Below are 24,449 nucleotides of genomic sequence, written 5' to 3' on the forward strand. Positions count from 1 at the left end.
CTAGCTACACAATTTGTTTTGCTCTTTGAGGTACGAATCTACAAAGTGTTGCTCCATAGGCTTTGAAAAGTAATAACCTTGTAGGTGAGACACGCCAATTTCTTTTAGCATGTTGGCTTGCTCTAGGGTTTCTACACCTTCAGCGACTACTATAAAATCTAGTGTTGAGGCCATTTGCACAATCGCATGAATTATACTTAAGCCTCGCTTATCCATGTTTTGAATGAAACTTTTATCTATTTTTACTATGTCTACACCAATATCTAACATGCTCGACAAGGATGAGTACCCAGTACCAAAGTCGTCAATAGAAATACAAAATCCTTGTTTTTGCAGCTCTTTTACTGCTGCTAAAAAGGTGAGCTTATCTTCAGCAAACACAGATTCAGTGATTTCAAGGTGTAGGTTTTCTGGCTTTACGCCGTATTGATCAACGATATTTACAACCTTAGTGACAAAATCAGGGTCTTGAAGTTGTATTACAGATACATTAACGCTCACAGCAATAGGGGGTTGTACGTTTTTAAACGTGCAAGCTTGCACACACGCTTGTTCAATCACCCATAAGCCAAGTTCGGTTATGAGGTTGTATTGCTCGGCAATGGCAATAAATTCATCAGGAAATATCGCTTCGTCATTTAACTGCCAGCGTAAAAGTGACTCAAACGAGGTCACCTTCGCTGTTTGGCTATCCACAATAGGCTGAAACACTAACCGCAAGCCGTTGTCTTTTATTGCACTTGCCAAGCGCTTGCTGAGCAATTGTTCGCGTTCTTGTTGGCGCTTTAAGTCATTGTTGTAAATATTTACGCAGCCTTTGGCAATACGTTTTTGATGGTACATAGCTAAATCTGCTGAACGAATTAACGCGCTTAAATCGCCCTCATGCTCAGGAAATAACGCTATGCCAATAGTGGCAGATACCCAGCTTTGGTATTTATATCGTTCATGCTCGGCACGAATGCTTTTAATAACCTTTTTGGCAAAATCAAATAAGTCTTGTTCATCCTCATAGGTTGTTAAAATTAAAAATTCATCTCCGCCCCAGCGGCATTTGTATAAGTGGCGGGTGCAAACGTTAGTGAGTCGCTCGGCTATTTCTTTAAGTACTTGGTCGCCAACTTTATGACCCATAGAGTCATTAATTTGCTTAAAGCCATCTAGGTCTACAAAAAGTAAAGCGAGTTTTTCCTCGGGGTGATCTGCCAGTTGTTTATTTGCCACTTTTAAAAAAGCGGTGCGGTTTAACAAGCTTGTTAGCGGGTCAGTATTTGATAAACGGTAAATTTCTTCTGTGCGTGTTTCTACTTTGCTTTCCATTTCGTTAAGTAGTTCGCGGTTTTGATTTCGTAATTTTATGGCTGTTTGGGTAAACGTGGCCGACTTATAAGAAGAGGCGACCATAATTGCCGAAAAAGTAATGCCCAAAAAGCCTAATACATAGTGGTAATAGTCATCAGATAAGGTTAGTACTATAGAGTAAGGCATTAATAAAATAATGCTGTAACACACTGAGGTAAAGCGACTACCCGAGAGCAAATTGGCTGAGCCTCCAGCAAATGCCGACAAAATAGCTATTGTGGTGGTAATTTCAACGGTGGATGAGCTTTTATGAAACCACAGTGCGTAACATGACCACGAAATCGCGGTCGCTATACACCCCACCGAAAAGCGTTTTAAAAAGCTATTTGCATTAAAAGGCTGGTTAACTCCTTTGGTGTAGTTAAAGTAAATAACATCCATTAGCCTTGCTGCTAAAACAACCAGCATGAAAAAAAGCCAAATTATTTTTTCTTGATTTGTTCTCTCATCCGTTAGGTCAAATGCAAATACAAGTACAAAGCTAACTAACGCCGAAACACCAATGCCAGATAAAGCATTAGAATATAAAAGTTTTACGGCTTCTCTGCGTTCATCACTATTTAAATTTTTATATTGCACTCATTAAAGCCTTATGAAAAGTAATGCGGGTAAAGCAGGTTACATTTTATAAAAACACAATAATAAATATAGTTTAATGACAGGGAAAATGCAGATTTTAAATAAAAAAATGCCCATAACACAATGTCTTGTTATGGGCTGTTAGATTAAAAGTCGCTGGCGTTATGTCGTTCGCTAAGTTGCTCTTCTTCAGGGCCCCAGGTGCGATTAACACGTTGACCACGTTTAACAGCGGGGCGCTTTGCTATTTGCTCTGCCCAGCGCATTACATGAGTGTAAGAGGCAACATCTAAAAACTCAGCGGCGTCGTATAATTTTCCAAGCACCAACGAGCCATACCAAGGCCAAATGGCAATGTCGGCAATAGAATATTCACTACCCGCCATGTATTCGTTTTCACTTAAGTGGCGATTTAATACATCGAGCTGGCGTTTAGTTTCCATAGTAAAACGGTCTATTGGGTATTGCATTTTTGTTGGTGCGTAGCTATAAAAATGACCAAATCCGCCACCTAAATAAGGCGCTGAACCCATTTGCCAAAATAGCCAATTACGGCACTCGGTCTTGGCTTTAAAATCTTTTGGGATTAGCACATCAAATTTTTCTGCCAAGTATTGTAAAATTGAACCCGACTCAAAAATGCGTGTTGGTGGCGTGGTAGAGTGATCCATTAGCGCAGGAATTTTAGAGTTTGGATTAATATCAACAAAGTCTGAGCCAAATTGGTCGCCTTCGCCAATGTTAATTAAATAGGCATCGTAGTCGGCATCGGTTAGGCCAAGCTCTAATAACTCTTCAAACATAATGGTCGCTTTTTGGCCATTAGGCGTGGCTAATGAATAAAGTTGAAACGCATGCTTGCCAATGTCTAAGGTTTTGTCATGAGTGGCGCCAGCAATAGGGCGGTTAATATTAGCAAATTTACCACCACTTTCGCTGTCCCACGTCCAAACTTTAGGCGGCGTGTATTCGTGTTCATTACTCATAAATAACCTCAATTTAAAAATGTAATTAATTTATATACTCATAGATAACAAGCTGGGGGCGTAAAAAATTAATTAAAGGCAATGAAAAAATTATCGTGCTTTTAATTTATCTGCTTTGGCAAGTTTATACCCTAAAAAGAACCCACTTAACGCACCAAAAAGGTGACTTTCGAACGAGACATGAAAGCGTTGTGGTAGCACGCCCCAAATAAAGCCGCTGTAAAGCACTGCCACTACTAGGGCAATAACAATAGACTTAAATGAGCGCCTAACCACGCCATAGCACAGTATAAATCCCCATAAACCATAAATAACGCCGCTTAATCCAACATGAAAACTACTTCGACCAAAGGCCCACACTAATAGCCCGCCAATTAACGCAGTAAATATAAACACGGTATAAAAGCGTTTTACACTGTATTGGCAAATTAGCCAGCTAAGTACAGCAAAAGGCAACATGTTGCTAGCAAAGTGCCACCAGCTGCCATGTAAAAATGGGGCGCATAAAATGCCGATTAACCCTTGAACGCTGCGAGGGTAAATACCTAAACCATTAAGCGTAATGCCAGGTAAACTATTGATCACTTGTAGTATTAGGCATATAAAAACTACGCTAAATATTGCAAATCGCGTACTGGTTATCAGTGAAGATGATGATGGGGTAGTTGGCATATAAACGCCTTAGTAGGATTATTTTGTACCAGTATAGGAGTATGTTTTCGCTATTAAAAGCGATTTATTAAGCGCGGCGTTATGCGCCGCGCACAGGGGGTATTTTAACCTAATTTAGTTAATAGTTTTTTCGCCGCAAGCTCTGAACTTGCTGGGTTTTGGCCTGTAATCACTAAACCATCTTCGAGCGCTAATACGCCCCAGTCGTCAGTTTTTTGATAATCGCCGCCTTTTTTAATGAGTTCATCTTCAACTAAAAATGGCACTACGTCTGTTAATTGCACGGCGGCTTCTTCTGAGTTAGTAAAGCCTGTTACTTTTTTACCGGCTACGAGCGCATTGCCCTGTGCATCTTTAACATTTAAAAAAGCGGCACTTGCGTGGCAAACAGCCGCTACTGGCTTTTGCTCTTTTACAAACTTTTCAATAAGTGAGATTGAATCGCTGTTATCTACTAAATCCCATAGTGGGCCGTGGCCGCCTGGGTAAAATACCGCGTCAAAGTCGCTGGCGTTTACTTCACTTAACTTTTTGGTGTTTGCCATAAGTGTTTGTGCTGCGCTGTCGTTGTCATAGCGCTTTGTTGCATCGGTTTCAAAGTCAGAAAGCGTGCTAGTTGGGTCAATCGGCGGTTGGCCACCCGCAGGGGAAGCAAGTGTTACCTCTGCACCAGCATCAACAAATGCATAGTAAGGTGCTGCAAATTCTTCTACCCAAAAACCTGTTTTTTCGCCTGTGTTGCCAAGCTCTGAATGTGAGGTAAGTACCATAAGTATTTTTTTAGCCATAACAATATTCCTTCGATTAGTGAGTAAATTAAAGCTTGGTGTTAACCAAGGTGCTGTAATAACTATATGCACTTAAAAGGATTTAAACAACGATGATAAATTTAACTTTATTGGTTTAATTATTTGATACAATTATTGGGTTGAATAATCATTGGTGGGTTTGTGATGAAAGTGTCGTTTGAGCAACTTAAGAGCATGGTGGTATTTGCGCAAATTGTCGAGCAGGGCAGTTTAACCGCGGCTGCAAAGCAGTTGGGGTTAACGCGTGCGGTGGTAAGTTATCACCTTAAAAAATTAGAAACGCAATTAGAAGTTACGCTGCTAAATCGATCAACACGTACTATGGCTTTAACTGAGGCGGGTATTGCGTATTATGAGCGCTGTAGAGTGATCACAGAACAAGCAAACGCAGCTAATCAGCAAATAGAAAACATTAAAAGTGAGCCACAAGGAGTATTAAAAATTAGCTGCCCTGTTAATGTAGGCATGCAACTAATTGTGCCTGCAATTAATACGTTTAAACGCCAATACCCCAAAATTGAAATAGACCTGCAACTAACCGATGATGTGGTTGATATTATAAAAAACGGCTTTGATATTGCTATTCGTGGGGTCGCTTTAAGTGACTCAAACTTACAAGCCACCAAACTAACCACCATGAGTACCTGTATTTGTGGCTCAGCTGAGTATTTTGAGCATTTTGGCAAACCTAAAACGCCAGCTGAATTAGCCTTGCATAAATGGGTGGTGTACCAACTTAGCAGTAAAACATTAACCCTTAGCAAAGAGGGCAAAAAATACGATGTAATACTTCAAGGCGGCATTAGCACCAATAATGCCGCAGCGCGTACCGCGTTTGTAGAGGCTGGACACGGGCTTGGGCGCATTCCGCTGTATGATGCGTGGCCTAAAGTGCAAGCAGGGCTGTTAGAAATAATACTCGATGATTATAAAACAAAAGATATTGAGCTTTATGGTGTGTTTCCACCTGGGGCGGCAGGCTCCAAAAAGCTCAGGTTGTTTATTGATTATTTAAAAGCATATTTTGTTAAACAGCATACTGCACTGGGCATGCTAAAAAGCACGTAAAACCGCACTTAATTACAAAGTACGATTAAATAATGCAACTGCTTGCTGGTACATAGTAATTGCAAGCGCGGCATCGTAACGCTCGCCCTCATCACGCATAAACGCATGCTGTGCGTTTACTTCTTGCCAGTGGTAGTTAATACCCGTGGCTACACATTGCTGGTAAATTTTACTTCGGCCTTGTTGCGGTACATGTGGGTCTTGCTTACCCCAAATAAAGTGTATTTCACCTTGAATATCAGCCATGCGTTCAAACGAATTGTTACCTGCATTAGCAGTTAAGGTATCACTATGAATATCGGTGGCGTATAAACAAAATGCGGCTTTTATGTGTGGGTTTAATGCGGCTCTGTAAGCTAAATGCCCACCAATGCACACACCCATGGCGCCTACTGTGCCAGTGCAGTAATCTTGGCTTTGTACAAAGTCGATGAGTGCTTGTGTGTCGCTGTCGTGGTGCTCAAGTGGCTTTTGCCATTTATCGGTATTGCCTTTATCTTTACCCGCGTCATCATACGCAAGTACAGTACCAATCGGGTTTAGCTCATGAAATACCTCAGGCACTAACACAACAAAGCCGTGGCTTGCTAAAATAGCAGCGCTGCGCGCAATAGGCGCGGTTTGCTGAAAAATCTCCGAGTAAAAAATAATACTTGGGTATTGGCCAGCTGCTTGTGGGCGGTAAACGGTAGTACGCATTAAGCCTGTTGGGGTGGCTAGGTCGGTATTATGGTGTTGGATTATCATAAAAGCGCTCAGTTAAATAATTAATAAAGTTATGGTAACTGAGCGCAAAAAAATAAACGACCACTGATACTGGTTTTTTAAATGCTTGCAGGCATTTTATTACAACTTGCGTAGTAGCTTACGGTCGCGGGCCAATCCGAAAATATACCCATAACCCCAACATCCTGCGCGAGTACATCAACCACCGTCATCATGTCGCCATCGTTATCGATAACATCGGCGATTGATTGATAGTAGTAGCCACCGCCCTCGTTAAGAGGCCCCGAGCGCTCAAGGCTCCATGCTATCAGTTCAAGCCCTGCAGCTTTTGCGTCAATGGCGTATTGTGAGGGGACAATATTACTTTCGTTGTCTATGGTGAGCATCATCCAAATAGGGGGCGCTAATATTTTAACGCCATCGGCTACTAACTCTTCCATACTTGGTTGCCACGTTTCAGGGTTACTTGGATCAAAGCCCGCTTCGCTGTCACGGCCATCTAAATATACGCTTTGATTTGCAAAGTCGGGGTTGTTATTTATCCAATATTTCACATCATCGAGATTAAACGATTGCGGGTATACATCACTGCTTGGTACGTCCAATTGCGTGTATTCATCAAGCATTTTTTGCGCGTATTGCTGTTGTGTCATTCCCTCAAAAGGCATGCTCACTTGCGGCGATTTTAGCTCTGGGGTCATTTTTACACCCAAGCTTTTAAACAACTCAATACTTTGTTTATGAGTTACTAATGTTCCACCTGTGGCGTATAAATCGGTGCGCCAGCTGGGCGTGCCCTGCATATATTCACCTACAGTAGTGGCTTGGGTGTTGGCGCCATCCATTTTACCTTCAAGCGTTAAAAATTCACTCAGGCTGATATCGCTTGTGCAGCATTTAGCGGTGGCAGGCGTGCCACTGGCCTCGTTAGCTGGAGTAAAAGGCACACTGCACTTAGCAGCAAGTTCAGGTATGGCTAATATATTGGTGGTGGTGTGCAAATCGCACTGAGAGTGGCGACACACGAGCTCTTTGTCGCTGGTAAAGGTTACATCGCACTCTACAATACCTGCGCCCATACGCGCCGCAGCTATATAAGACTCCTTTGTATGCTCAGGGTATTGCATTGGTGCACCACGATGCCCAATAGAAAAATCTGTACGGTAAAATGGCCCATCTGTACACGATTCTAATTTTGTTTTTAAATCGCTCTGTGCCATATCGTTAATTAAGTAGTCGGCACGAGTACCTAATTGAATATCAGGCGCCTCGCCTTTTGCAACTTCAACAATTACAGGCGTCGGTACTTCAACCACTTCAACGGTGGTATTGGTAACGACTACGTCTTTTTCTACAATTTCGACATCGTCGTCGCAGCCGCTCAGTAGTGCAAGTAGTAATGAGCTTGTTATTAGGGTGAGATGTTTCATGTTTGTTCCTTAACGTTATTTTATTCAACCCTAATCGCATTCAATGACAAATTAGCTACAAGGATGTGACGTTCTGTTTATTTGTCCCTATTTGATTAATTACCAGTGCTGCTAACATGATTGCCCCCCCCATACTTAAGCGCATAATGTCGGCATTTTTATTCCATATAAGCACGTTAACAATAATACCGGCAGGAATAAGCACGTTGTTCATAACGGCTAATGCTCCCACATTTACTTTTGTTGCCCCTTTGTTCCATAAAAAGTAACCAAGGCCCGAGGCAACAATACCTAAGTATATTAAAATACCCCACTGGGTAGGTGTACTCGGCAACTTGCTTGTATTGCCAAATAAAGCGTAGCAAGCACTTGCCACTACTAAGGCGCCAATAAAAAACCAACCAAATACGGTTTTGTCATCCAACTGATTAGTGGCCATTAAACGTTTATAAGTTACTTGTCCGGTGGCAAAACTAATATTGGCACCCTGAACCAGTAATAAACCGATGATGAAATGACTATTGAGGCTTTCCCAGCGAATAGCTACCGCGCCCAGTACGGCAATAAGCGCAACCGCAAAAAAGCGAGGGTTAAAATGCTTATTAAATGCATCGTTTAAAAGCGTTATATAAAGCGGCGTCATAACGGTAAAGAGCAACACTTCGGGTACGCTTAAAAATAAAAAGGAGTGATAGTAAAAGCTGTACATAACACCTAGTTGCACAGCGCCTATCAGCATCAGCTTAAGTGCGAGTGGTTTTGAGGTAAGTTTAGGTTTTAAAAAGGGTAAAAAAACCAATGTGGCTAATGCAACTCGTATTAATACGCTAAACCACGCATCAACTTGGCCTGCTAGGTACACACCAATTAAACTAAATGAAAAAGCCCAAAGTAGGGTAACTGCAAATAAATAGCCCATAATTGTCGTTTTTTATAATTTATAGTGTGGCTAGTTTATCTGTTATAAACAATAAAAGCCCGCAAGCGGGCTTTTATAAGGTTAAAATTAATAAACGAGGTTATTAATCAACCAAACCACGGCGCTTAAGAAGTGCGTCTGTCGTTGGTTTTTGGCCTCTAAACTCAATGTAGCTTTGCATTAAGTCGCGGCTGTTACCTTTTGATAGGATTTCTTCACGGAACTTGTCACCGTTTTCACGGGTTAGACCACCGTTATTTTCCATATGTGCAAACGCATCGGCTGCAAATACTTCAGTCCATAGGTAGGCGTAGTAACCTGCTGAGTAACCACCGGCAAAAGTATGGCTAAAGTAGTTTGATTTATAACGCGGTGGCACTGGGTAGTAATCAATACCGTGTGCTTTTAGCGCATCGCTTTCAAACTTTTGAACATCACTGATTTTTTTATCAGAACCAAATGAGTGCCATTCCATATCAAGTAAAGCAGCTGCTAAGTATTCAGTAGTACCAAAGCCTTGGTTGAATTTTTGCGATGCTAATACTTTATCAAGTAATGCTTGTGGAATTGGCTCACCCGTTTTGTAATGCTTAGCGTAGTTAGCAAGTACGGTAGGTTCAATCATCCAGTCTTCGTGTGCCTGTGAAGGAAATTCAACAAAGTCACGTGCTGTAGCAGTACCCGCTAGGCTTGGGTATTTAACATTTGAGAATAAACCGTGCGCAGCATGACCAAATTCATGGAACATAGTCGATACTTCGTCGAAGGTCATTAGCGTTGGCTCACCTTCAGCTGGTTTTGGAATGTTTTGTGCGTTGTAAATAACCGGTTTAGTGCCTTTTAAGCCGCTTTGGCTTACGTATGCACTCATCCATGCACCGCCACGCTTACCTTCGCGAGCGTATGGGTCCATGTAAAATAAACCAATAGCGCTGCCATCTGCGTTAAATACTTCGTACGCTGTTACATCTTCGTGGTAAACAGGTAAGTCTTTACGCTCTTTAAAGGTGATACCGTAAAGCTTGTTCATTGCGAAGAATAAACCATCATGGATCACAGAGTTCATTTCAAAGTATGGCTTAACTAGCGCAGGATCTAGGTCGTACTTTTCAGCACGTACTTTTTCTGCGTAAAACGCCCAATCCCATGGCTTAAGCTCAAAGCTTTCGCCAGAATCGTTAATTACTTTTTGGATAGCGGCCGCTTCTGCTTTGGCTTTTTCAACTGCTTTTGGTGCAAGGTCATCTAAAATACCGTACACGTTGTCGGTTGTTTGTGCCATACGCGAAGTCATTACATACGATGCCCAATCTTTAAAGCCTAACAGCTCTGCTTTTTGTGCACGCAGGTTCGTTTCTTCAATAATGATAGGGCCGTTAGTTTTAGCAGCACGGTTTGTAGAGGCTTTAAAAATTTGCTCGCGTAGCTCACGGTTTTCAAGGCTTGATAAGATAGGCTGCTGAGTGGTATTAACCAAGGTGATCATGTAGCCGTCTTTGCCTGCTTTTTTAGCTGCGGCTGCAAGGCCTGCAATTTCACCTTCAGATAGGCCAGCAAGTTTAGATTTGTCTGTAACAACAATAACGTCTTCTTTAAACGATTTTAAAATGTTTTGAGAGAACGCAGTAGATAGCTCTGCAAGCTGAGCGTTTATTTCACGCATTTTTGCTTTTTCAGCATCGCTTAACTTAGCACCGGCTTTTACAAATTGCTTGTAGTAGAAATCAACTAAGCGTTGATCTTCAGCGTTAAGCGCATCTTTATTGTCGTAAATAGTTTGTACACGCTTAAATAACGCACCATTTAGGTAAATGTCATCAGAGTGAGCAGATAATACCGGCGCCATTTTTTTGCTTATACGTTGGTATTCGTCATCTGAAATTAAACCCGATAGGTTGTAAAAAGCAGCAGATACGCGGTTTAACAACTCACCAGATTTTTCCATCTCAACAAGTGTGTTTTCAAATGTTGCTGGTTCTGGGTTGTTTGCAATTGCTTGAACTTGCGCAGTGTGCTGAGCAATACCTGCATCAAAGCCTGCTTCGTAGTCTTTTGTACCAAACTTATCAAACTCTGGTGCCATGTATTGTAATGGGCTTGGTTTGAATAATACATTGTTTGCGTTCATATCTTGCACTTGTGCTGCGCTCTCTTTAGCTGTGTTCTGAGTTTCGTTAGATGAACAAGCAGATAGGATTAGGGCACTAGCAATAGTAGTGGCGATCAGTGTTTTACGCATAATAACTCCATAAAAAGATGAGCCGAAATAGGCTTTTCGAGTCGAAAACCCAGTTAACTTATCAAATTTTGGCGTTTATACAATAAAGTTTATCGGTATTAAGCGGGATTTAAACGCAAATTAGCTACTAAAAATGCGATTTGGAGGTAAAAGTAGCCTTAAAAATAAACGTAAGGCTACTTAAATATTGTATTGTGTGTGTTTTTTAAAGGCTAGTTATAGCCAAGAACAAAGCGTTTTTCAGAACCAAAGCTATTAGATTGCTGGCCAAATTCTTTATTAATAGTAGCAAGTGTTTGTTCTTGCTCAGCAAGAAGGCACAAAATTTTATTGCGGTAATCTAGGCTGCTTTCAAATAAATTTAAATCTACCTGCGGCTGCAAAGTAGCGAGTCTTTGATTTAGAGTAAGTTGTGACATATGTAATCTCCAGTGCTTGTACACTATTTATATAGCACTCGGTGCAATAAAGAGTTAATAAATTGTTTAAACAAAAACGTTAAATCTATTAACTTAGCGTTTTAACACTATTATGCCGTGCTAAGCTTAGCGAAGACTGAACCACACTCATTTTTACTGAACAAATAACAAACAATAAATAATACTTTGGAAAATACATGACGCTCGAACACATTCAACATTATCTCAGCTTGGTTATTTTTACCTATAACGACGTACACATCACTGTGGCTAAGGTTATACAAGTTCCTTTAATTTTATTTGCTATGTGGTTTGTAGTAACGCGCATTGGCAAACTTATTAAAAAAACACTGCTGGCAAAAAAAATCAGCCAAGACGCGGTTCATCTATTTACGCGCATTTATTTTATTTTGAGTATCGCAATATTAATTTTCACCTCGTTAGAGGTTTTAAGTATTCCGCTTACGGCCTTTGCATTTGTATCAGGGGCCATAGCCATTGGGGTTGGATTTGGTGCGCAAAACATTATTAATAACTTTATTAGTGGCTGGATTTTAATGTGGGAGCGGCCAATTCGTATTGGGGACTTTTTAGAAGTAGGTAATGCAAAGGGCGTAGTAGAAACTATTAATACGCGCTCTACCCGCATTCGCCGTAACGATGGTGTGCATATGTTAATCCCTAATTCGCAACTATTAGAAAACACAGTGACTAACTGGACCTTAATAGACGGTAATGCCCGCTCCTCGGTTAGCGTAGGTGTTGCTTATGGCAGCGATGTATTGTTAGTTAAAACGTTAATTCAACAAGTGCTTGATGATCATGATGCGATACTAACAAATCCAAAAGCCTCTGTTTTATTTGACGACTTTGCTGATAGCTCACTGGTGTTTAATGCAATTTTTTGGGTTTGTGCAGAGTCAGAAACCATGCTCAGAAAAGTACGTAGTGATATCCGTTTTAGTATCTATGCTGTTTTTGAAAAACACGATGTGGTGATTGCGTTTCCACAGCGCGATATTCACATTGATGGAGAAATTGCGTTAAAGCGTACTCAATGAATTTAGCCTTTAAAAATTTAGCAAGCATTAACGGGTTTTAACTGCGCGTTTCTAGTTTGGGTTTATTTGTAAAAATACGCAGTCTGCTACTTTAAAGCGGCTTTTGAAAGAAAGGACATATGTCCGCATTGTTAGTCTTTTGCATCTAAAAGCGGGTAAAAAAGCTATAAAATGAGGTTAAATGTTGCAAAAAAGTTTACTTTTTTGTACATATTTATGCAGTAAATTTGTAATACGATGGTATAATCTCCATCGTTCGTTCAGCCTCATTACTCCGTTTTTGTACTCTCGGTGATGAGGTCCGCGCGCCATAAAGCTAGACGCGAAAAATTGTACGAGCCCGCAATGAATACATTGCGCAACACAAAAAACCGTTGAACAAGAGTGCATACAAAAGGTTTATACCCGACATGAAAGCAATCAAAAAAACTGCAATAGCGACCATAATTAATGCTGCTTTATTATCTGCAGCTGGTACCTCTGTTTCTACTCTTGCTGCTGAAGAAGAAACTGCAAAAAAAAATAACCAATTAGAAGTTATTCAAGTTACTGCTCGTAAACGTGTAGAAAATGCACAAGAAGTGCCTGTTGCTGTATCTGCATTACAAGGTGATAACCTTGATGCTTATAGTTCTGCTGGTATGGATATTCGCTTTATGAGTGCGAAAATCCCAAGTCTTTCAATCGAATCATCGTTTGGACGTTCTTTCCCTCGTTTTTATGTTCGTGGTCTGGGTAATACCGATTTCGATCTTAATGCTTCACAACCTGTTTCATTAGTTGTTGATGAAGTGGTTCAAGAAAATGCCATTTTAAAAGGCTTTCCAGTATTTGATGTTGAGCGTGTAGAAGTACTACGTGGTCCACAAGGTACTTTGTTTGGCCGTAATACGCCGGCTGGCCTAGTTAAATTTGATACTGTTAAACCAAGCCAAGAATTTGAAGGCTACGGTGCTGTTTCTTACGGTAGCCGTGGCGCTGTAGATACAGAAGGCGCTGTAGGTGGTGCATTAACTGACCGTTTATCTGCACGTGTTTCTTTGCTATGGCAAGATAAAGATGATTACATCGATAACCAAGCGCCTGGCTTTGAAGCGAAAGACGAGCAGGGCGGCTACACAGAAAAAGCAGCGCGTATTCAGTTTTTATACGAAGGCGATGACTTTACTGCTCTTCTAAACTACCACACGCGTGACCTAGACGGCTCACCAATTGCGTTTCGTGCAAACGTTATTGAATCAGGCTCAAACGATTTAGTAGACAACTACGAGCATGATGTTGTTTATCAAGATGCCGCTGTACGCAATACCCAGCAAGTTGAATCTGAAGGCGCAAGCCTAAAGCTTGATTGGGATATTAGCGATGAATACACGCTAACCTCTATTTCAGGTTGGGAAAGTGCAGAAATATACTCTCGTGCAGATATTGATGGCGGTTACGGTGCTTCTTATATCCCTGATTACATGGGTCCAGGTTTTATTCCGTTTTCTTCAGAAAGTGCGGATGGTATTCCAGAGCAAGATCAGTTAACGCAAGAGCTTCGCCTTGCTAGTAACTTCAGCGGTGACTTAAACTACCAAGTTGGTCTTTTTTACTTTGATGAAGAGCTTACAATCGAAAACTTTAGTTACGATACGTTCTCTTCACCTGCTGGCGCTTTAAACGGTTATGTTCAGCAACAACAAGACACAACAGCATGGGCTATTTTCGGCTCAGTAGATTACATCTTCTCAGATAAGTTAAAAGTAACAGCGGGTCTTCGTTACTCTGATGACGAAAAAGATTTTGTTGCAGACCGTACAATTAGCCCAATTGGCGGTGGTGCTTTATACGTAGAGCGTAGTGTAAGTGACAGCCACGTAAGCTGGGATTTATCTGCAAACTACAAAGTTAATGACGATGTAAACTGGTACAGCCGTGTAGCAAACACGTTCCGCGCGCCTAGCTTACAAGGTCGTATTTTATTTGGTGATGACGTAACAACGGCTGAATCAGAAACCGTTACTTCATTCGAAACCGGTATTAAATCAGACGTGCTAGACGGCCAAGGTCGTGTAAATGCAACGGTATTTTACTACACAATGGACGACCAGCAGCTTACTGCTGTAGGTGGTGGTGTTAACTTTAACCGCCTAGTTAACGCTGATAAAACAACAGGCTACGGTTTTGAGCTAGATACAGAATGGGTATTAAGCGATGAGTTTAATGCAACATTTAACTTAAGCTACAACAAGACTGAAATTAAAGATGATGAGTTAGCTGTAGCGGTATGTGCTCAATGTATCGTGAATGACCCTATTAACGATGCAGGTTTAGCCGTACTAGATGGCAACAGCTTACCGCATGCGCCAGAGTGGATCTCTAACTTTACCCTTCGTTATACGAAAGAACTTGAAGATGGTAATTTCTTCGCATTAGGTGATATTTCTTACCGTAGCGAAATTAACATGTTCCTATACGATTCAGTAGAATTTGAAGGTAAAGCATTAACAGAAGTAGGTTTACGTGCAGGCTACGAGTGGGCTGAAGGTGACTACGAGTACCAAGTATCTGCATTTGTTCGTAACTTATTTGATGAGCAACAAGCAATTGGTGCGGTAGACTTCAATAACAATACGGGTATTGTTAATGAAGAGCGCTACATTGGTGCTGAATTTAAAGTTAACTTCTTCTAAAGACTACCTTAAATTTTATTAATTTTTAAAAGCCTGCCTTGTGCAGGCTTTTATGTTTTTATAAAGCTGGTAAAGTAGCGTTAATTAACTTTGATGAGATAGAAAAATGGCTGGATTTTGGAACTACCGTGTAATTTTTTGTGAAGCAACGAAAGATGAAGCAGCGCAATACCAAATACACGAAGTAGAATATAACTTAAATGGCAAAGTAACTAATTGGTCAGAAACAGGCGCAGCACCTTTTGGTACAACGCTAGATGAGCTAGCAGCTGATGCCGATCGTTTAAAAACGGCGCTAGAAAAACCAGTACTTAAGGTTGTGCGCAAAGCCCGAGGCTACGAATTGGTTGATGTTGAAACCGGTGAAGAAGCATTTGCTGAGCCACCTGCTGGCTTAACAGCATAATATTATAAAGGCGCCTAGGCGCCTTTTTTAACGTCAAAATTTAAGGAATGAGGATGAGCTTAAACGCAGTATTGTTTGATATGGATGGCACGCTAGTTGACTCTGAAAGCATGCACTTTGAGTGCTGGAGCCAGCTGCTTGCACCCTACAATGTAAGTTATAACGAAGTGGAGTTTTGTCAGCGCTTTTCAGGGCGCCCAACGTTAGAAGCAGCAATTGATATTAAAAATGAGCATAATTTAGCCGTCAGCGCACAGTTTTTAGCAGATGAAAAATATCGATTATTTGGTGAATACGTAAAGACTAATTTACCGCCTGTTATGCCTTTTACTAAGCAAACCTTACACGCTGTTAAAAACAGTGGGCTAAAAATGGCGTTAGTTACCGGTAGTGCTCGCAGCGAAGCTATGCCTATTTTAAAAGGGCTAGGTTTTTATGAGTTATTTGATACTGTAGTGACAAAAGACGATGTAACAAATCCAAAGCCAGCAGGCGATCCTTATCTTTTAGCGCTTGAGCACATACATGTAGACCCAGAGCATGCAATTGCTGTAGAGGACACCTTTACGGGCGTTTGTGCTGCAACTAATGCACAGGTTAGAGTCGTTGCGATTGCAAATCATCATACAATTGACCATGACTTTAGTAAGGCGACCTACAAAATGGCTGACCTAGGTGAGTTTTGGCAGTGGGTCGAATCTCAACTATAGTTAAAGCCTTATTTTATTTGCAGGGATGCAGTAATGGCTCAGCTAAAGTACTTACTTTTCATTGTCAGCTTAGTTGGCTCATCGCTTGTTTTTGCGGCGCAGCCTCAGGTGTTATTGGCAAAAGTATATGATGAATCTAAACATGGCAATATTAGTGAATACCTCGTCAGTGAAAAATTTGATGGTGTAAGAGCAATATGGACGGGCGATAAATTTATTACCCGTAAAGGAAATGCGATTAACGCCCCGAATTGGTTTACGGCGCCATTGCCAAATGTTTGGTTAGATGGGGAGCTGTGGATAGCGCGCACTCAGTTTTCTTTGGTCAGTGGGATTGTAAGAACTAAACGCCCCAGTAATTCAGATTGGCACGCTATACGCTATCAAATATTTGATATGCCAGACTCAACCCTTCCTTTTAGTGCGCGTTATAAAAACTACCAAGCCTTGGTAAAACAAATCAATAAGCAGCATATAACTGCAGTTAAGCAACACCGCTTTACTAGCACAGCCCAATTAACAGCGTACTTTGAAGATTTAACTAAGCAAGGGGCTGAAGGGGTGATGCTGCATTTAGCCAATGCTAAATATAAAAGCGGGCGCAGCAATACATTATTAAAGTTAAAGCCCTATCTTGATGCTGAAGCGGTTGTGATTGCACATTTACCGGGTAAAGGAAAATACACCGGTATGTTAGGTGCATTAAAAGTAAAAACACCCCATGGGCAAATATTTAAAATAGGCACGGGCTTTAGTAACAAACAGCGCCAAACACCTCCGGCTATAGGCAGCACGGTAACGTATCGGTACCATGGGTTAACAAAACATGGCTTACCACGTTTTGCGAGCTTTTTAAGGGTGAGGGAGGGTCATTAGCGTTTATAATATTGGCAAAGTATGCTAAATTGCGCGCCCTTTTTCTAATGTATGGTGAAGTATGTTTGTAGGTTTTGATTACGGTAGTTCTAATTGTGCCATGGGTGTTATGGAGCAAGAGGAAGTACAGTTAGTGCCACTTGAGCAAGGAAAACATTATTTACCTTCTACTCTTTATACGCACCATAGCGCATTAGTTGTCGACTTTGTGGCAAAGCATGTAAAAGGCACTGCCCACGAGCATGACTTTTTAACGAAGCGCCAAGCTTTATTAAATACACTCCCGCGTATTAAGTCAGATCTTGATTTACAACCTACAGATGAAACGCTATTTATTGGCCGTGAAGCCATTAGTGAATATGTGCAGTTTCCTGAAGAAGGCTACTTTGTAAAATCACCTAAATCGTTTTTTGGTGCCACAGGCTTAAAGCAAGGGCAAATTAATTTTTTTGAAGATATTGCTACCGCAATGATTTTAAAAATAAAGCAACGCGCAGAGCTTTCACTTAAAACCCCCCTTACGCAAACGGTTATTGGTCGTCCAGTTAACTTTCAGGCTGTTGGCGGAGAGCAGTCAAATCAGCAAGCTGTAGGTATTTTAGAGCGCGCAGCTAAGCGTGCGGGCTTTAAAGACGTGGAGTTTCTATACGAACCGCTTGCAGCAGGGATTGATTACGAAAGTAGTTTAGTGGAAGACCAAAAAGTGCTGGTTATTGATATTGGCGGTGGTACCAGCGATTGCTCGTTTGTACAAATGGGGCCAAGCTTTAGAGGTAACAGTGAGCGCGACAATGACTTTTTAGCCCACAGCGGTAAGCGAGTTGGCGGGAATGACTTAGATATAGCGCTTAGTTTTCATGGTTTAATGCCATTGCTTGGTTTAGGCAGTACCTTTAAATCGGGCCTACCTTTACCAAACCAACCTTTTTGGCAAGCCTGTAAAATTAATGATGTAAATTTACAAAGTCAGTTTTATAGTGAAAGCCACTATCGAGAACTCACTGCCCAATTACGCGATGTCAGTGCACCTGTGCTTTTCAAACGCTTAATTCATTTACAGCAAAATAAACAGGGCCATCAGTTAGTACAGCAAGGTGAGGCGGCTAAAATAGCGCTTTCATCGGCAGATGCTTTTGATTGCGATCTTCGCTTTTTAGATAATGACCTTAGTAAAAACCTATCGATTAGCGATTTAGCGTTTGCAGTAGAAAGTAGTATTAGCCAAATAGTAACGTTAGCCAAACAAGCAATTACCGATGCAGGAACCACCCCAGACGTTATTTATTTAACAGGGGGGAGTGCCCAGTCACCACTTATTAAAGCGGCGTTAAGTGAGCATTTAGGTGATATTAAAATGCTAAATGGCGATCACTTTGGTAGTGTAACGGCTGGCCTAACAAAATGGGCCAGCATGCTTTATAAGTAGCTTAAAGGATTTAAAGACTGATTTGTCGGGTTGCGAGGTATTTTTCGTAATCTGGCAAAGTACGTTCAAGCTCAGTGTCCATTAAGGGCGAGCTTAATAACATGTCGGCGCTGACTTCATTACAGGCCACAGGAATATTCCAAACAGCAGCTAAACGCAGTAATGCTTTAACATCAGGGTCGTGTGGTTGCGATGCCAACGGATCCCAAAAAAACACCAATACATGAATTTCGTGCTCGGCAATTTTAGCTCCTAGCTGTTGATCGCCCCCCATAGGACCACTTAATAGCTGAATAACCTCTAGCCCGGTGGTTTTTTCGATTAAATGGCCTGTGGTGCCAGTACCGTATAAGGTGTGTCTGCTTAAGGCTTCTTTGTGTTTTTCGCACCATAATTTCAGCGCGGCTTTTTTACCATCATGCGCAACTAAGGCAATATTTTTATTAGCGGGTAGCGATTGTTTTTTTTGTTCCATGCTGCATCTTATTTTGTTGAGTAACTAAGGCTTTGGTTAAGTAATACCAATTTAGTGTAATTAGTATAATAAATTAATGGCCAGTGCAATAAATACCATGCCGGTCACTCGGTCTATCCAAAGTTGGCTATGTGGGTACTTTTTGAAAAATTGCGCTATTTTGTCGCCAAAGTAAATATACGTACAGTCAATTGGGAAAGCAAAAATAGGGTAGAGCAGACCAAAAAAAGCTAATTGAAACGTTGCCGATGATAAGCTTGGGTCTACAAACTGCGGGATAAAAGCAATAAAAAACAACGCGACTTTAGGGTTTAATACCTCGGTCATCATGGCTTGAAACATGACATTTGGCTTTTTACTGGTGCTTACATGGGGCTTATCTTCACTAGCGTAATCCGTGGTATTTGGCTGCGAAAAAGTGCTTTTAATCATCACAAACCCTAAATAGCACAAATACGCCGCGCCTAAGTACTGTACTGCGCTATAAGCGGTGGGCGAGGCTTTTAACACCGCGCTTAATCCAATAACAGCAAAAAATGTGTGTATTACTCCACCTAAAGCAAAGCCAAATGCGCTTTGCATACCTGCCGCTCTGCCACTGGCAAATGTTTGCGCCATTAAAAATGCGTTTGATGGCCCAGGGGCCACCGCCATTAAAAAGCTCGCCAGTAAAAATGATGCTAAAAAATCAGGGTTGATCATGTATTTACCGGGTGCAATGTATGGGCTTTTTTACTCATTAAAATTAACCAAAGTGGTGCCAGTAACAATAAATGAAAAGCAATTAGCCAAGGTGTGTTAAGGCCTAAATATTGCGTTAAAAACACAAGCACACTAGCGCCACTCATTTGCATAGCACCAATTAAGGCAGAGGCTGTACCGGCTTGTTTTGGAAAGCGCGATAACGCCATACCGGCCGCAGAGCCTAAGCTCAGGGCAAAGCCAAGTGCTGCAATTAAAATAGGTAGCATAAGCGCAATGGCCGATTCTATATGGCTAAGTGCAATCATTAATATGCCAGATGACACCAATACTGTAACCCCAACGCGCAGGGCTTTTTGGCTATTACGTTTAATATAAATGGGCGTAATAAAGCTGGCTACAATACTTAATACGGCATTGAGCGTAAACCAAAAAGTAAAGTCGGCAACAGTGCCCCCTAAGTGCGTAATTATCCACCCAGGTGCCAAGGTGACATACACAAGAATTGCCGACATGGCGACCATACACAGTAAGCTATTAAATAAAAATATCGGTGTTTTTAATATTGGCACAAAGCGGCGTAAGTCCAATATATGCCCTTGGTAGTGACTATCAGCAGGGCGGGTTTCTCTAAATAAGGTGAGCGTAATGACTAGGCCCGCTAACGCAAATAAGGTTAAAAACATAAAGTTCATGCGCCAGCCAAATTGCACGGTAAGCCAAGCACCTAAAATAGGCGCAAGCGCAGGAATAAAACACACTATTCCATTTAAATAGGTAATCATTTGCCCGCTACGTTCGCTGCCGTATTTATCACGTACAATAGCAAAAGCAACAACAAACGTAGCACATGCGCCTAACCCTTGCAGAGCGCGTGCAAACATTAATACAGCAAAAGAGGGCGCCATGTAGGCAAGCAAGGCAGAGCCTGCATACAAGCTAACACCTACAACCGCTACCGGCTTTCGGCCAAACTTATCAGCAAGCGGCCCTGCAATTAATTGCCCTAAACCCACAGTAAGCATAAAAATAGCCACTGTTTGCTGAACCTGTTGTTCGGTTACGTTAAATTGCGTGGCAATAGTTGGAAAAGCGGGAAGATAAATATCAATTGCCATAGGGCAAAATATTACGAGTAACGCTAAGATGAGTAATAAAATTAAGTTAGGTTTAGCGGGCTGTGTTTGCATTAGGTCTCCTTTTGCTGGCTATTTTAGGTGCCCGCATATAAAAAAGAAAGGGCTTATGAGTGAGCCACGCTTTATTGTGATAAATATTTCATGACATTAGGATTAACAGCACAGTGAATTGCGCTTTTTTTAACTGGTCTGATGTGTTAATTTGAATTTATAAACACAAAATGGGAAATAACAATGAGTAATAAATCAGCCCTTTTAAAAACCTGGCTTAAATTTAAACGCTTACCTTTTGGCAATTGGCTGTTTAGCAAAGCGGTATGCATAAAAGCCCCGTATTTTGGCTCAATGAAACCTTACGTGCTCGATTTAAGAGAAGGGCACTGTAGCGCTGTCGTAAAAAACCGCCGTAGTGTGCATAACCATATTGGGACTATTCATGCTATTGCACAATGTAACTTAGCTGAGCTGTGCGCTGGTGTAATGGTAGATGCCACCGTGCCTTATAAAACGCATCGCTGGATCCCAAAAGGAATGACGGTACACTATTTAGCAAAGGTTGATACCGATGTAACTGCTATTGCAGAAATCGACTTGCCTCGCCAATGGGTAGATAAAGAAGATTTAGTGGTGCCAGTTAAGCTTTACAATACCCGCAATGAACTGGTGTTCACTGCAGATATTACGATGTACATAACCGAAAAAAAGTAATGAGCTCTTAATTAGATTTGGCTTTATCAGCGGCTTGCTTATTAACAAATGACAAGTCGCTATCAGCATCATCAAGCAAAGTTTTTACTTCTTTAGCCGGCTTTAAATCTTCGCTAATAAGTTCCGGTTCTTCTTTTTCAAAGCGCTGTTTTAAGCTGCCTTCAATAATGGCTCCAGCATCAATACTTAGTGTATCGTGAAAAACATCGCCATGTACGTGAGCGCTGCTTTGAATATTCACTTCACTTGCGTTTAGTGAGCCAATAATTTTGCCTTTTACAATGACACTTTTAGCTTCAACCACACCTTCAACAATGCCGGTAGAGCCAATTACCAGGTGCTCTGCCTTTATATCGCCATCAATTCGGCCATCTAGCTGCACTTCGCCTTGGCTGGTAAGTGTGCCAGTTAAGCGCACATCTTCAGAAATAATAGAAGGGGTATGATTTACTCTTTTTAACGTAGTTTGACTACTTGGTTGCTTTTTTTTACCGAACACGAGAAAGCGCCTTTGTTATTTTTAGAGGATTGACATGTTTGTCATCGAGTAACACTTCATAGTGTAAGTGGGTGCTGGTACTTCTGCCAGTACTGCCCATTAATCCAATTACCTCATTTTTAGCAATTGTTTGGCCTTTTTTCACTTTAATTTTATTTAAGTGGCCAAAACGGGTGACCAAGCCATTTTTGTGCTCTAGCTCGATAAAGTTACCATAGCCGCCATTTTTACCAGCGCGCAATACACGTGCATCAGCAGGGGCAAAAATTTCGGTTTTATGCCAGCCGGCTAAATCAACACCTTTGTGAAAAGCGCGGCGGTTGTTCATCGGATCTTTACGTAACCCAAAGTTGCTCGAAATATAGTATTTAGCCGCAGGCAAGGGCAGTGAGTTAGGCAGCTCTGTTAAAAAGTTTTCAAGGTTGTTAAGTAATAATAGCTTATCAACAATGGCTAAAAACTGCCCTGGTATTTTAGTTTCGTCAAATACATCTAACGGGCCACCTTGCGCACTGGTTTGTGCGCCCAGTGCTAAATGTTGTTCAAGGGCTGATTCTAAGCCTGCGCCTTTTAACATCGCTAAAATTGCATCATGGCGTTTATTAATTTGCGCATCAATAAGCGCAAAATTGTGCTCGTAGTATTTATTTAAGCGCTCGTAACGTGCGGCAAAAGTGATTGGCGTTAGAAGGCTGGCATGTTTGTCTTTCGGCTCTTCATCTACAAGTGGTTCATGAAACTCGCCTTTGTCTTGATTAACAGGCGACTCAAGTTGTTCTTCTAGTTTTATTGTCTCTTTACTAATAGATGCGGGGAGGGATTCAATCATACCTTGCAAAAGTGCTTGCTTTTGCTCTAGTACAGCAAGTTGTTCTAATTGCTTAGCGTGCAGTGCTTTTTGTTCTTGGACCTGCTTTTGCCACACTTGTTGTTTGTCAATTTGGCTTTGTTCTATGTCGGTAATTTTATTTGTTTGGCTATAAACACGAAAACTAGAAATACCGACCCAAGTAATAGTGCCTAAAATAAGCAGTACTGTAAAAAGCTGAAACCAAGGCGCCAAAACAACATGCTTAACTTCGCCATTTTGACGAATAAGCAACTGACGGGCTGGGAAAAATTTTTGGTAAAAAGACTTAATAAATACTGACATGGCACATAAACACTCGCTATTAACCGGATTAATGTATCAATTTCAGTCTAAAAAGCCAGAAAAAATTTGTAACTGTTCAAAAATTAATAAAAAAGGGCTGCTATTTAGTAGCAGCCCTTTATTTAAAATAGTCACAAATTAGCTAGCTTGTTGCTCGTCGTTATCTTTTATTGATGCTACGTTGTCGGCTTTTTTAGCTTTAGCTGTACCTTTTGTTGTGGGCTCTTTTGCGCCTTTTAACACCGCCATAAAGTCATCTTTACTCTTTGCAATTTCAAGCGCAAGCGATTCAACCTGTTGCTCGCTCAGTGGCACATCTACTTTTTCCAGCATTACTTCAAGCGATTCTGCTATATCGAGCATTTTGTCATAGGCATCCGCTTCTTTTTTAGTAGTAAACGTCATTCGCTCAACTCCGTTTCGTTCTACAACATATTTAACAACAACAGCCATGATCTCTCCTGCTTGATTGCGTGGTAATGTGGTTACTGACCCGTAGGTCACTGTTTTTATATACAGTAAATGTTTGTGTGTAAAATTGCAAGTATTCGGTGCATTTTTAGCTTGTCATCAATTTGACAAAAAAGCGTAACTTTACTTTAGTTAAGCAATCACTTGTTGTACCAGCTGCATTTTAGGTTTTCGGATTTAGGTGATTATGCACTGGAAATAATATAAGTGATGCGCGTTGCTCCTTATTTAACATTATTTCCTCAAATAAAAATTAAGCACATGTTTAAAGCCAAATTAGCCGTTTAACTATAACGCTTTGGTATAAACAAAAATAAGGAATAACAAATGAAAAATCTATTAACGCTACTTATTATTAGCTTTTTAAGCTTTAGCGCGTTTACCCACGCTAACCCTGTTGAAGATAAGCCTATGGTTGAAATGCCGCAAGCGCCAGTTATTAATATTAATAGTGCCGACTCAGAAATGCTGGCCAAGTTGCCTGGTATAGGTAAGAAAAAAGCGCAGGCTATTGTTGATTACAGGGTTGAAAATGGTGAATTTTCCCAGCTGAGCGATTTAACTAACGTAAAAGGAATAGGTAAAAAGCTTGTAGCTAAACTAGAAGGAAAAGTGTCTTTATAATAGGCAGGGCGCTAAGCGCCCTGTGAATACTGCTCAAGTGCTTTGGCTAAATATTTTTTAGCGAAGTTTATTTCAATCGGGGTGGTTAAAAGCGGGTAAAACAGGCCACCTAAAATTAAAAAGGGAATGAGTTCCCACCCTTTAAAAACAGTAAATAACAAAAACAATGGGCTGAGCAATATCAGCTTTACTATTCTTAATAACACTCTATCGGTGGCAGGTAGCATACTTAGCGCAATAGCAACAACGGCTTGTCGCTGCCTCACTTTAAGGTGCTTTAGTTCAGGCAGCTGACTGGTAAAAAACGTAAACATA

General features: G+C 41.1%; 25 protein-coding genes. 9 read left to right on the plus strand and 16 right to left on the minus strand.

All coding sequences use genetic code 11. From position 1 onward, the window contains the following. From PSH48_RS00830 to PSH48_RS00845, 4 genes are all read right to left on the minus strand, one after another. Window positions 1–1,941: a putative bifunctional diguanylate cyclase/phosphodiesterase gene (locus PSH48_RS00830; RefSeq protein WP_055252986.1), complete on the minus strand. Its 1,941-nt coding sequence runs from the start codon at window positions 1,939–1,941 to the stop codon at window positions 1–3. A 146-nt stretch (window positions 1,942–2,087) separates the two neighbouring features. Then, window positions 2,088–2,927, minus strand: a complete 840-nt coding sequence (gene yghU, locus PSH48_RS00835; RefSeq protein WP_004587400.1) for a glutathione-dependent disulfide-bond oxidoreductase — start codon at window positions 2,925–2,927, stop codon at window positions 2,088–2,090. Between the two features lie 90 nt (window positions 2,928–3,017). Next, complete coding sequence (locus PSH48_RS00840; RefSeq protein WP_024034245.1) at window positions 3,018–3,599, minus strand: rhomboid family intramembrane serine protease; 582 nt, start codon at window positions 3,597–3,599, stop codon at window positions 3,018–3,020. A 104-nt stretch (window positions 3,600–3,703) separates the two neighbouring features. After that, on the minus strand, window positions 3,704–4,387 hold the full coding sequence (locus tag PSH48_RS00845; protein ID WP_029773419.1) for a type 1 glutamine amidotransferase domain-containing protein: 684 nt from the start codon (window positions 4,385–4,387) through the stop codon (window positions 3,704–3,706). 165 nt (window positions 4,388–4,552) lie between these two features. On the opposite strand from PSH48_RS00845, the gene PSH48_RS00850 reads away from it, so the two are divergent. Continuing rightward, on the plus strand, window positions 4,553–5,476 hold the full coding sequence (locus PSH48_RS00850; protein ID WP_024034243.1) for a LysR family transcriptional regulator: 924 nt from the start codon (window positions 4,553–4,555) through the stop codon (window positions 5,474–5,476). 12 nt (window positions 5,477–5,488) lie between these two features. Here the strand turns inward: PSH48_RS00850 and PSH48_RS00855 are convergent, their stop codons facing one another. The 5 genes from PSH48_RS00855 to PSH48_RS00875 form a co-directional block, all read right to left on the minus strand. Beyond that, window positions 5,489–6,223: a dienelactone hydrolase family protein gene (locus PSH48_RS00855; protein ID WP_273610732.1), complete on the minus strand. Its 735-nt coding sequence runs from the start codon at window positions 6,221–6,223 to the stop codon at window positions 5,489–5,491. A 77-nt stretch (window positions 6,224–6,300) separates the two neighbouring features. After that, window positions 6,301–7,632, minus strand: a complete 1,332-nt coding sequence (locus PSH48_RS00860; RefSeq protein WP_273610733.1) for a glycerophosphodiester phosphodiesterase family protein — start codon at window positions 7,630–7,632, stop codon at window positions 6,301–6,303. Window positions 7,633–7,687: 55 nt separating this feature from the next. Then, window positions 7,688–8,551: a carboxylate/amino acid/amine transporter gene (locus tag PSH48_RS00865; protein WP_248462566.1), complete on the minus strand. Its 864-nt coding sequence runs from the start codon at window positions 8,549–8,551 to the stop codon at window positions 7,688–7,690. 103 nt (window positions 8,552–8,654) lie between these two features. Next, window positions 8,655–10,790: a M3 family metallopeptidase gene (locus tag PSH48_RS00870; RefSeq protein WP_096042068.1), complete on the minus strand. Its 2,136-nt coding sequence runs from the start codon at window positions 10,788–10,790 to the stop codon at window positions 8,655–8,657. Window positions 10,791–11,002: 212 nt separating this feature from the next. After that, window positions 11,003–11,209: a hypothetical protein gene (locus PSH48_RS00875; protein WP_004587392.1), complete on the minus strand. Its 207-nt coding sequence runs from the start codon at window positions 11,207–11,209 to the stop codon at window positions 11,003–11,005. A 197-nt stretch (window positions 11,210–11,406) separates the two neighbouring features. On the opposite strand from PSH48_RS00875, the gene PSH48_RS00880 reads away from it, so the two are divergent. From PSH48_RS00880 to yegD, 6 genes are all read left to right on the plus strand, one after another. Beyond that, the gene (locus tag PSH48_RS00880) at window positions 11,407–12,270 is read left to right on the plus strand and encodes a mechanosensitive ion channel family protein (protein WP_024034237.1); all 864 of its coding nucleotides are present in this window, start codon (window positions 11,407–11,409) and stop codon (window positions 12,268–12,270) included. Between the two features lie 410 nt (window positions 12,271–12,680). Then, window positions 12,681–14,945, plus strand: coding sequence for a TonB-dependent receptor (locus PSH48_RS00885; protein WP_273610734.1), 2,265 nt, complete (start codon window positions 12,681–12,683; stop codon window positions 14,943–14,945). Window positions 14,946–15,051: 106 nt separating this feature from the next. Beyond that, complete coding sequence (locus PSH48_RS00890; RefSeq protein ID WP_004587389.1) at window positions 15,052–15,351, plus strand: hypothetical protein; 300 nt, start codon at window positions 15,052–15,054, stop codon at window positions 15,349–15,351. Window positions 15,352–15,404: 53 nt separating this feature from the next. Beyond that, complete coding sequence (locus PSH48_RS00895) at window positions 15,405–16,061, plus strand: HAD family hydrolase (protein ID WP_096042066.1); 657 nt, start codon at window positions 15,405–15,407, stop codon at window positions 16,059–16,061. Between the two features lie 33 nt (window positions 16,062–16,094). Continuing rightward, on the plus strand, window positions 16,095–16,937 hold the full coding sequence (locus PSH48_RS00900; RefSeq protein ID WP_273610735.1) for a DNA ligase: 843 nt from the start codon (window positions 16,095–16,097) through the stop codon (window positions 16,935–16,937). A 61-nt stretch (window positions 16,938–16,998) separates the two neighbouring features. Further along, window positions 16,999–18,363, plus strand: a complete 1,365-nt coding sequence (yegD, locus tag PSH48_RS00905) for a molecular chaperone (RefSeq protein WP_273610736.1) — start codon at window positions 16,999–17,001, stop codon at window positions 18,361–18,363. A 10-nt stretch (window positions 18,364–18,373) separates the two neighbouring features. Here the strand turns inward: yegD and PSH48_RS00910 are convergent, their stop codons facing one another. The 3 genes from PSH48_RS00910 to PSH48_RS00920 are packed head-to-tail and all read right to left on the minus strand — an operon-like array spanning window position 18,374 to window position 20,730. Further along, window positions 18,374–18,838, minus strand: a complete 465-nt coding sequence (locus tag PSH48_RS00910) for a methylglyoxal synthase (protein WP_004587385.1) — start codon at window positions 18,836–18,838, stop codon at window positions 18,374–18,376. Window positions 18,839–18,898: 60 nt separating this feature from the next. Further along, complete coding sequence (locus PSH48_RS00915; RefSeq protein WP_273610737.1) at window positions 18,899–19,540, minus strand: LysE family translocator; 642 nt, start codon at window positions 19,538–19,540, stop codon at window positions 18,899–18,901. Further along, entirely contained in the window at window positions 19,537–20,730 is a 1,194-nt protein-coding gene (locus PSH48_RS00920; protein WP_273610738.1) for a multidrug effflux MFS transporter, read from the minus strand. The genes PSH48_RS00915 and PSH48_RS00920 overlap by 4 nt, the downstream gene beginning before the upstream one ends. Before the next feature lie 183 nt (window positions 20,731–20,913). On the opposite strand from PSH48_RS00920, the gene PSH48_RS00925 reads away from it, so the two are divergent. After that, complete coding sequence (locus PSH48_RS00925; RefSeq protein ID WP_029773430.1) at window positions 20,914–21,387, plus strand: hotdog fold domain-containing protein; 474 nt, start codon at window positions 20,914–20,916, stop codon at window positions 21,385–21,387. Window positions 21,388–21,394: 7 nt separating this feature from the next. Here the strand turns inward: PSH48_RS00925 and PSH48_RS00930 are convergent, their stop codons facing one another. The 3 genes from PSH48_RS00930 to PSH48_RS00940 all read right to left on the minus strand — a co-directional run bounded on the left by PSH48_RS00930 (window position 21,395) and on the right by PSH48_RS00940 (window position 23,492). Then, entirely contained in the window at window positions 21,395–21,886 is a 492-nt protein-coding gene (locus tag PSH48_RS00930) for a bactofilin family protein (protein WP_004587381.1), read from the minus strand. Next, the gene (locus PSH48_RS00935; protein ID WP_273610739.1) at window positions 21,876–23,039 is read right to left on the minus strand and encodes a M23 family metallopeptidase; all 1,164 of its coding nucleotides are present in this window, start codon (window positions 23,037–23,039) and stop codon (window positions 21,876–21,878) included. Before PSH48_RS00935 ends, PSH48_RS00930 begins: the two co-directional genes overlap by 11 nt. Before the next feature lie 138 nt (window positions 23,040–23,177). After that, complete coding sequence (locus PSH48_RS00940; RefSeq protein ID WP_024034226.1) at window positions 23,178–23,492, minus strand: YebG family protein; 315 nt, start codon at window positions 23,490–23,492, stop codon at window positions 23,178–23,180. Between the two features lie 345 nt (window positions 23,493–23,837). On the opposite strand from PSH48_RS00940, the gene PSH48_RS00945 reads away from it, so the two are divergent. Continuing rightward, complete coding sequence (locus tag PSH48_RS00945) at window positions 23,838–24,134, plus strand: ComEA family DNA-binding protein (RefSeq protein WP_024034225.1); 297 nt, start codon at window positions 23,838–23,840, stop codon at window positions 24,132–24,134. Window positions 24,135–24,145: 11 nt separating this feature from the next. Here PSH48_RS00945 and PSH48_RS00950 read toward each other — a convergent pair whose 3' ends face one another. Further along, on the minus strand, window positions 24,146–24,448 hold the full coding sequence (locus tag PSH48_RS00950; RefSeq protein ID WP_054982151.1) for a DUF6170 family protein: 303 nt from the start codon (window positions 24,446–24,448) through the stop codon (window positions 24,146–24,148). Window position 24,449 lies beyond the last annotated feature (1 nt).

The sequence above is a fragment of the Pseudoalteromonas sp. Angola-4 genome (assembly GCF_028599265.1).
GTDB lineage: Bacteria > Pseudomonadota > Gammaproteobacteria > Enterobacterales > Alteromonadaceae > Pseudoalteromonas > Pseudoalteromonas atlantica.

Coding starts and splice junctions, on each gene's coding strand:
- PSH48_RS00860 (WP_273610733.1), bottom strand. CDS start 7,632: ATGAAACATCTCACCCTAATAACAAGCTCATTACTACTTGCACTACTG.
- PSH48_RS00925 (WP_029773430.1), top strand. CDS start 20,914: ATGAGTAATAAATCAGCCCTTTTAAAAACCTGGCTTAAATTTAAACGC.
- PSH48_RS00865 (WP_248462566.1), bottom strand. CDS start 8,551: ATGGGCTATTTATTTGCAGTTACCCTACTTTGGGCTTTTTCATTTAGT.
- PSH48_RS00840 (WP_024034245.1), bottom strand. CDS start 3,599: ATGCCAACTACCCCATCATCATCTTCACTGATAACCAGTACGCGATTT.
- PSH48_RS00945 (WP_024034225.1), top strand. CDS start 23,838: ATGAAAAATCTATTAACGCTACTTATTATTAGCTTTTTAAGCTTTAGC.
- PSH48_RS00935 (WP_273610739.1), bottom strand. CDS start 23,039: ATGTCAGTATTTATTAAGTCTTTTTACCAAAAATTTTTCCCAGCCCGT.
- PSH48_RS00900 (WP_273610735.1), top strand. CDS start 16,095: ATGGCTCAGCTAAAGTACTTACTTTTCATTGTCAGCTTAGTTGGCTCA.
- PSH48_RS00950 (WP_054982151.1), bottom strand. CDS start 24,448: ATGTTTACGTTTTTTACCAGTCAGCTGCCTGAACTAAAGCACCTTAAA.
- PSH48_RS00910 (WP_004587385.1), bottom strand. CDS start 18,838: ATGGAACAAAAAAAACAATCGCTACCCGCTAATAAAAATATTGCCTTA.
- PSH48_RS00855 (WP_273610732.1), bottom strand. CDS start 6,223: ATGATAATCCAACACCATAATACCGACCTAGCCACCCCAACAGGCTTA.
- PSH48_RS00870 (WP_096042068.1), bottom strand. CDS start 10,790: ATGCGTAAAACACTGATCGCCACTACTATTGCTAGTGCCCTAATCCTA.
- PSH48_RS00940 (WP_024034226.1), bottom strand. CDS start 23,492: ATGGCTGTTGTTGTTAAATATGTTGTAGAACGAAACGGAGTTGAGCGA.
- PSH48_RS00895 (WP_096042066.1), top strand. CDS start 15,405: ATGAGCTTAAACGCAGTATTGTTTGATATGGATGGCACGCTAGTTGAC.
- PSH48_RS00915 (WP_273610737.1), bottom strand. CDS start 19,540: ATGATCAACCCTGATTTTTTAGCATCATTTTTACTGGCGAGCTTTTTA.
- PSH48_RS00850 (WP_024034243.1), top strand. CDS start 4,553: ATGAAAGTGTCGTTTGAGCAACTTAAGAGCATGGTGGTATTTGCGCAA.
- PSH48_RS00880 (WP_024034237.1), top strand. CDS start 11,407: ATGACGCTCGAACACATTCAACATTATCTCAGCTTGGTTATTTTTACC.
- PSH48_RS00875 (WP_004587392.1), bottom strand. CDS start 11,209: ATGTCACAACTTACTCTAAATCAAAGACTCGCTACTTTGCAGCCGCAG.
- yegD (WP_273610736.1), top strand. CDS start 16,999: ATGTTTGTAGGTTTTGATTACGGTAGTTCTAATTGTGCCATGGGTGTT.
- PSH48_RS00845 (WP_029773419.1), bottom strand. CDS start 4,387: ATGGCTAAAAAAATACTTATGGTACTTACCTCACATTCAGAGCTTGGC.
- yghU (WP_004587400.1), bottom strand. CDS start 2,927: ATGAGTAATGAACACGAATACACGCCGCCTAAAGTTTGGACGTGGGAC.
- PSH48_RS00890 (WP_004587389.1), top strand. CDS start 15,052: ATGGCTGGATTTTGGAACTACCGTGTAATTTTTTGTGAAGCAACGAAA.
- PSH48_RS00885 (WP_273610734.1), top strand. CDS start 12,681: ATGAAAGCAATCAAAAAAACTGCAATAGCGACCATAATTAATGCTGCT.
- PSH48_RS00920 (WP_273610738.1), bottom strand. CDS start 20,730: ATGCAAACACAGCCCGCTAAACCTAACTTAATTTTATTACTCATCTTA.